6 protein-coding genes are annotated in these 7,200 nt (G+C 42.6%); 5 read left to right on the plus strand and 1 reads right to left on the minus strand.

All coding sequences use genetic code 11. From position 1 onward, the window contains the following. Nucleotides 1-150: 150 nt before the first annotated feature. The 3 genes from EXN75_RS16780 to EXN75_RS16790 all read left to right on the plus strand — a co-directional run bounded on the left by EXN75_RS16780 (nucleotide 151) and on the right by EXN75_RS16790 (nucleotide 2,699). Nucleotides 151-714, plus strand: a complete 564-nt coding sequence (locus EXN75_RS16780; protein ID WP_134844688.1) for an Ig-like domain-containing protein — start codon at nucleotides 151-153, stop codon at nucleotides 712-714. Between the two features lie 95 nt (nucleotides 715-809). Further along, on the plus strand, nucleotides 810-1,385 hold the full coding sequence (locus EXN75_RS16785) for an RNA polymerase sigma factor (RefSeq protein ID WP_246031455.1): 576 nt from the start codon (nucleotides 810-812) through the stop codon (nucleotides 1,383-1,385). A gap of 3 nt (nucleotides 1,386-1,388) precedes the next feature. After that, on the plus strand, nucleotides 1,389-2,699 hold the full coding sequence (locus EXN75_RS16790; RefSeq protein ID WP_134844690.1) for an outer membrane beta-barrel protein: 1,311 nt from the start codon (nucleotides 1,389-1,391) through the stop codon (nucleotides 2,697-2,699). A 92-nt stretch (nucleotides 2,700-2,791) separates the two neighbouring features. Here the strand turns inward: EXN75_RS16790 and EXN75_RS16795 are convergent, their stop codons facing one another. Then, the gene (locus EXN75_RS16795) at nucleotides 2,792-3,250 is read right to left on the minus strand and encodes a copper resistance protein NlpE (protein WP_134844691.1); all 459 of its coding nucleotides are present in this window, start codon (nucleotides 3,248-3,250) and stop codon (nucleotides 2,792-2,794) included. A gap of 287 nt (nucleotides 3,251-3,537) precedes the next feature. On the opposite strand from EXN75_RS16795, the gene EXN75_RS16800 reads away from it, so the two are divergent. Together EXN75_RS16800 and EXN75_RS16805 are read left to right on the plus strand one after the other, a co-directional pair. Next, nucleotides 3,538-5,901, plus strand: coding sequence for a hybrid sensor histidine kinase/response regulator (locus EXN75_RS16800; protein WP_167639574.1), 2,364 nt, complete (start codon nucleotides 3,538-3,540; stop codon nucleotides 5,899-5,901). A 1-nt stretch (nucleotide 5,902) separates the two neighbouring features. Continuing rightward, nucleotides 5,903-7,096 (plus strand): sigma-54-dependent transcriptional regulator, encoded by a 1,194-nt coding sequence (locus tag EXN75_RS16805; protein ID WP_167639575.1) that lies wholly within the window; start codon nucleotides 5,903-5,905, stop codon nucleotides 7,094-7,096. Nucleotides 7,097-7,200 lie beyond the last annotated feature (104 nt).

Here is a 7,200-nt window from a genome sequence, read left to right on the forward strand (position 1 = left end):
CGCTTTATGGGGTAAGGGGATTTTGTGTCTGCGACATTTCTGTTGTGCAAGAAATATGTACAATAAAATGAATTTTGTCGCTTTGCAAGCAAAATCCCACTAAACCCTATAGGTTGCGGATTTGAGGTTAAACAACAAAATTATAGAAAAATGAAATCAATTAAATTCTTCAAGTTTGCAACATTGATTGTTTGCGCTGTATTTGCTGTAGCATTTGCCTCATGCTCTGATGATGATGACAATACACCTGCCATCAAGTTCTCTCCATCAACCGTTTCTGTTGCAGTCGGTGGAACACAGAGTGTGACGGTAGCAGGTGGAGATGGTACTTACACCGCTAAGTCAAGCGATGACAAGACCGCAACCGTAACAGTGGACAAGGCTACAATCACCGTAACAGGAGTCAAGGCAGGCAAGGCAACAGTTCTTGTTACCGATTCCAAGAAGGTAACTGGAAGCCTGAGTGTCACTGTGATTGACGGCGTTGTTGTGGACAAAGACAAGACAAGTATTGCCGTTGGTAAAGAAGATGTTATAACTATCAGTGGAGGTGCTGCGCCTTATACAGCTGCAAGCAAGGATGATAAAATTGCAACTGCAACCATCAAAGATGCCAAGCTTACCATAAAGGGTGTAAAAGAAGGAAGCACCACAGTCACTATCACAGACAAAAATCAAAAGACTGCTACGGTAGCTGTTACTGTAACAAAGTAGGATGCTCGTTGCAACGAGAGAGTGCAGGTGCCAATGGCTTAAAGACCAGGCACTTGCACTTTGCTTTTTTCAGAGCTTTTGAACAATTAGACACGATGTTCGGTATAACATTCAGAAAAAAAACAGAAGAGGAACGCTGGCTGCGAAAGGCTCTCGATGGCGACAATACTGCTACCGAGTGGCTTTACCGTAGGCATGTGCGGTATCTGTCTGCACTCTGCTCACGTTATATCACGGATGACGAGGACATAAAGGATGTGCTGCAAGAGTCGTTCATCAAGATTTTCACTTCTCTGAATAGTTTTACGTATCGTGGTGAGGGTTCGCTAAAGGCATGGATGGCAAGGATTACGCTTAACGAGACAATAAAGTTTGTTCGCAGGAAGAACCGCTTAGCTCTTTCATATATAGAAGATGCTGATATGGATATAGCAGACAGCGGAAGTATTGAAACAGAGGATATACCGACCGAAACACTATATCAGTTCATACGCGAACTGCCGGAAGGATACCGTACTGTATTCAATCTCTATGTCATTGACAACAAGAGTCACAAGGAGATAGCTTCTCTGCTCGGCATAAAGGAGAATACATCTGCCTCGCAACTGCACAAAGCCAAGGCAATGCTGGTGCAGAAAATAAAACAATATAGAACCATCAATTCCAACTGAAGTATGAAAGATAATTGGCAAAAAGACATACACAACCGCTTGGGCAATTATGAGATAAATGAGCCTGAGGGACTTTGGAAAGACATCCGCAAAGAGATGGCTGGTGCAAATGGTGGATATGTACGAAACAGCAAGTCTTCTGTAACATTCAGATTACGTCGTATGGCAAGTGTGGCTGCAGCTGCAAGTGTAGCTTTACTTTTGGGATATTCCATCTATTCCAAATATACATACAGTGAACGGGATGCATCAGAATTAGCAAGACAACAAGTATACACGAAGACCATAAAGTCATCTGTCAAAAGCTCTTTTGCGGCTGGTGATTGCAATGATTTCATGGCATACAACTCTTCGATGTCGCACATTACGGATATGACAAGGAAATCCGAAAAAGGCAAAGAAATATCATCGTCCATTTTTGATAGCTGGGTCTCTTCAGAAACTACTTCCGATAACAATAACGATGACTATGAAAAAAGTGCTAATGAAACCAATACGACCAGTGGCAAAGAACAAGTTGCGGATCCAGAGAAAGACAATGAAAATGTAAAAAGATACAACCGTGACAACATTCACAACAAACTCGTAGCCTGCAATTCTGGCGCAATACGGTCTTTCTCTCCTTCCACATCGTCACGTTGGACAGTAAGTACAAGCGCCATGGGTGCGATGGGAACAACAAAAACCATCATGTCGATTGGTGACCCTGTAACAGCAGTCGGTCCTGACGATTCCGACTGGGAAGACGACCCTATGCTTGGAATCAACATCTTCAACCAAGGAAAGGACGTGAGGACAGAATACAAGCACCATTTTCCTGTCCGTATAGGTTTCAAGGTGGCATACGCATTCAACGCACGGTTAAGCATAGAAAGTGGATTGACATACACTCGTCTCTCATCTGATATGAAAGACGGAACAGAAGAAAACCATTACACTGGCGAGCAAAAGCTGAACTATGTCGGAATACCTGTCAACGTGAAATATAATGCCTGGTCATATAAACGATTCTATCTATATGGCTATGCAGGGGTTCTTGTAGAGAAATGCGTATCCGGAAGTATTACGCAGCAATATGTCATCAATAACACGACAAAGAAAACAGAAAAAACAGATATTGATAGTAAACCTTTGCAGATGTCTGTAAATGCCTCTGTTGGTGTACAACTTGACGTACTCAACAATATCGGCATTTATGCGGAACCTGGCATAAGCTATTATTTTGACGACAGCTCTTCGCTCCAGACCATCTACAAGGAAAAACCGCTGAATTTCAATATAACCGTCGGCATGAGATATACCTTAGGTAGATAACACCCTTAGTAGATTTGAAGGATGATAATCCATATATCGAAAAAACGTGAATAGACTTAATTGTCTGTCCACGTTTTTTTGATTCCTGTGTACTATTTCTTTTTCAGTACATACAATTTTGCAGTCTCACCTTCAGGTTCTACACCCATAGAATCTGTCATGATGATGCTGTTGGCATTCTTAACCTTATAAAAGGTCTGTTCACCTGTTGAAGGACGAACAAGCATAAGGACTTTACCGTCAAGCACTTTAAAAATGCCGCTTGCTTCATCGTGACCATCTTTCTTGTCGATATAGTCCTGCTTCAACAGATAGGTGCTATCAGTATTGATAGTGAGCACTGTCTTTATACCCGGGCAATCTGCTGCCGGGAGAGTTCCCTCATACGTTCCTGCAACAGACGTCAAATCCACATTGTCCTTATTAGAAGCGGTGGTGTCAACTACATTTGCAGAATCATTGTCTGCAGCATTTGGCGTAGTCTTCTTTCCTGTGCAGGAAGCCAGAATTGCCAGAGAACTTATCGCCAAAACAATCAGTTTCGTTTTCATACTTTCCTTTTAAGTTATAATAATCAATTACCTATTGGCGGAACTATCCGCTAAGACGGTGCAAAAGTAAATAAAAAGAATGAAAATGTATAATTATAATTGAAAAAACAACGTAAAAGATACGCAAATTAGCTTATATGTACGACGTACAGATCGTTTTTAAAGTAATAAAAGTTGTTATAAAATGAGCAGAAATTCGTAATTGCGAAGCTATGAGTGTATCTTTGTCAACTAAAGACAATATAAATTGGCAATATGTAATAGTAATATCAAAAGATAATAGCAATATGGAACGCAAAAAACAGACCGGGCATATCTGCCGATGGATGGCTTTAGGCATAATGATAGCCACCATTGTTGTAGGATGTACCATTGGAATCGGCCTATTTGAATGGCGCGACAGAAGTAGTATGGAGAATAGAAATGCAGAACTGCATCTTTGGCGAAAAAGCATGTATGATTTGAACATACATGTCACCAAACTGGCCCTGCTCGGTGAAACGGCTGCCGACTGGGATTCAACAGCAGCGAACGAATACCACAGGCTTAGTGCGGATGTTAGTAGCCGCCTTCAGAATATAGCCGGTCTTTGTACCAATGAAGATATACGTTCGGTTCAGGAATTGTTGAAAGAAAAAGAAAGACTTTTGCTTGCCATGAGAAATGCGATACACGAGTGCAACGATATTCATTCAAGGTTTACCACAGAAGTCCCTAAGATTGTAGAAAAGAGCAAGTCTGAAAGCAGAAGAGTCGTTTCATCAGCGCAGGAAGCGCAGAAGAAAAAAGGCTTTTTCAGACGTCTGTTCGGTAAGAAGTCCGAGAAGACAGACTCCTCCAAAGTCACGTTGAGACATAGCGAAACGGCAAGGATGCTGACTACGCTGCACAACGACTTGTTGACAAGACACCAGCAGCAGAGCCGTAAGGTAAGTGGCATACTCGACAGCCTCAGAATCAGAAATGAGGTCATCAATAAGCATTTGCAGAATGTGATAACCGTTGTTGACGCAAAAGTGAATAATGGTATTGCCAAGCGTGAGCAGCAGATTAAGGCTATTGAAAATAGAAATCCTTATTATTATATATGTATGCTCAGCTCACTAATACCAGTGTTTCTCATCATGTTCATTCTTGTAAAGAAATTTGCAGCAAGAATGCGTAAAAGCCAAGCTGACATGGAGCAGCTTATTGCGGAACTTCAAGAAGCAAACCGACAGAATCAGGAACTGCTGAGAAGCCGTAGAAAGACGCTTCTGACCATTGTTCATGAATTAAGAAGTCCATTGTCTGCTATATCAAGCGAGTCTGCACAAATGCTTCGCGAGAGAGACCATGTTTCTTGCGAAAGAATGACTGGCATATATCAGTCCTCCAAGATGATGTCTGAAATGATAGATGGTCTGTTGACATTTTATCGCTTGGACAGCGGAAAGGAAACGCTTTTCAAGAAGCCTGTAAATTTGAAAAGCATTTCAGAAATGCTGCGGTTGGAGTATTCTGCACAAGCTACGCAGGCGGGTCTGACTCTTACGGTGCATGCCCATGCGGAAGGAGTAGTGATAGCTGACAAGTTGAAATTATTGAGAATCGGACGAAACCTGCTGTCGAATGCCATCAAATACTCATCGTCAGGAGATGTCATACTGATAACCGAGTATATCAATGGAATATACACCATGTCTGTACATGATAACGGTACAGGCATGAGTATAGAACAGACAGCTGAAATCTTCAAGGCATTTCACCGTCTTGGCAATGCTGCAACTAAGGACGGGTTCGGGCTTGGTCTGTCTATCGTTGACAGCATTGTGAAACTGATGAAAGGTACCGTATCCGTAGAGAGTGAAAAAGGAAAAGGCAGCATTTTTACAGTGAAGCTGCCAATGGAAAGAGCAGACTCTCCGCAGAATGTGACAGACTGCTATCAAGGTATTGACACTGCATCCAATTACAGGATCATAGCCATTGATGACAGCGAGGCACAGCTTGAAATCATACATGAGGCTTTTTCTGTTGCCGGAATGTCTTGCGATACCTGCCGGAATGTGAACGATCTGATGCTGAAAATGCGTGAGAATGAATACGACTTGTTGATTACAGACCTGAAGATGCCGGAATACGACGGATATGCAGTTTTGGAACTTTTGAGAGCCTCCAATATCAGAAATTCACGATCCATCCCCGTATTGATACTGACGGCGTCCGACAACATCACCGAAGAGGAATTCATATCGGCAGGATTCTGCGGCTGCGTCTTCAAGCCTGTATCCTTTAAGGAACTCCGTGAGAAGGTTGAAGGATATATAGAAACCGTAACAAAAGAGCATAAGATGGATTTTTCAAGGTTGATGGCATACGGAAATAAGAACAAGCTGCTCGAGACAATTGTCGGTGAGACGAAGGAAGAGCTTGTAAGCATAAAGGCGACGGCTTCCATAGAAGACAGGGTGAAAATGCAGAATATAGTACATCACCTGTACAGCTCGTGGAGCATTATCAGTGCTGACGGACCACTGCGGGAACTCAGCAGACTCTTGAAGAATACCTCTGCTACGGATGAAGAAATAAACATGGCAGTTTATGTTGTAATCAGACAGGCAGAGACCATCATCAATGAGGCAACAACACAACTTGAAAATAACGTTTGATATGGCAAAAGATACGATATTAGTGATTGATGACAACAGAACATTCTGCAACTATCTGTGCAGCATCCTTGAATCAAAAGGCTTCCATACCAGGAATGCTTACAGCTTCAAGAATGCCGTTGAACTTGTTCGAAATGCGCATGTAGAAGATGTTGTCTTGTGTGATTTGCAGCTTGGAGACAATAAGACGGGTAATGACTTGCTCAAGTGGATGAATGACAATGACATCCGCAATCCGTTTATCATTATGACCCAGTACGACCAGGCTGTCACAGCAGTAGAGGCAATGAAACTCGGGGCGGTGAATTATATCCCGAAGGAGTTGCTGTTCGACAAACTGTATCCACAGATAGAGGAAATAATCCGTCACCGAGAGCTACGGAAAAAGAAAACAGGAAACATACAGGAAAGGAAGAGCAAGGCTTTTCAGGAGGTTTATCACCGTGTATTTCTGTGTGCTCCAATAGACATTTCTGTGCTTATTCTTGGTGCCAATGGAACCGGGAAGGAACATGTTGCACACAGCATCTGGGCAAAGAGCAACCGATCAAACAAGCCATATATCCGTGTGGACTGTGGCATATTGAGCAAGGAACTTGCCGCGTCTGAATTGTTCGGATACAGAAAAGGAGCATTCACGGGTGCTGAATGTGACAAGGACGGATATTTCGGTGCGGCAAGCGGCGGTACACTCTTTCTTGACGAAGTTGGCAACTTGCCAATCGAGGTACAGCAGATGCTTCTGCGTGTCCTGACGACGAAAACATATTCTCCTGTGGGAAGTACGGAAGAAAAGACAGCCGATGTAAGAGTAATAGCCGCTACCAACGAGAATTTGGAGGATGCAATCAAGGAGAAACGTTTCCGCCAAGATCTGTATTATCGTCTTTGTGAGTTTACTATTCAATTGCCAGAACTCGAATCATGTAAAGATGACATTCTCCCATTGGCTTCTGCATTCATGGAAGAAGCCAATGAGCGGATGAACAAGCATGTTACGGCTATAACAGATGAAGCCCAGAAAGCCATGCTGACATATTCATGGCCTGGTAATGTTAGAGAATTGAAACATGTGGTCCAGCAAGCCGTACTGTTATCTGCAAATGATACAATCACAGAAGACACTTTGATGTTGAGCAAAGGATGCAGCCATCCTGCAACTAATTTGAAGGACCTTAATTCCGCAACACTATAGTTTAACATTATTTATAAGTGCCTGAGCAACAAAAAGTTGCCCAGGATTTTGCCATGTCAGAATTTTCACTTACCTTAGTGTTGCGAAAAGAAGACAAGCAAAAC

It is taken from the genome of Segatella hominis, from assembly GCF_004535825.1.
Taxonomy (GTDB): Bacteria; Bacteroidota; Bacteroidia; order Bacteroidales; family Bacteroidaceae; genus Prevotella; species Prevotella hominis.

What these genes read in the sequence shown, in the direction of transcription:
- EXN75_RS16780 (WP_134844688.1), top strand. Translation starts at nt 151, where the DNA reads ATGAAATCAATTAAATTCTTCAAGTTTGCAACATTGATTGTTTGCGCT.
- EXN75_RS16785 (WP_246031455.1), top strand. Translation starts at nt 810, where the DNA reads ATGTTCGGTATAACATTCAGAAAAAAAACAGAAGAGGAACGCTGGCTG.
- EXN75_RS16790 (WP_134844690.1), top strand. Translation starts at nt 1,389, where the DNA reads ATGAAAGATAATTGGCAAAAAGACATACACAACCGCTTGGGCAATTAT.
- EXN75_RS16795 (WP_134844691.1), bottom strand. Translation starts at nt 3,250, where the DNA reads ATGAAAACGAAACTGATTGTTTTGGCGATAAGTTCTCTGGCAATTCTG.
- EXN75_RS16800 (WP_167639574.1), top strand. Translation starts at nt 3,538, where the DNA reads ATGGAACGCAAAAAACAGACCGGGCATATCTGCCGATGGATGGCTTTA.
- EXN75_RS16805 (WP_167639575.1), top strand. Translation starts at nt 5,903, where the DNA reads ATGGCAAAAGATACGATATTAGTGATTGATGACAACAGAACATTCTGC.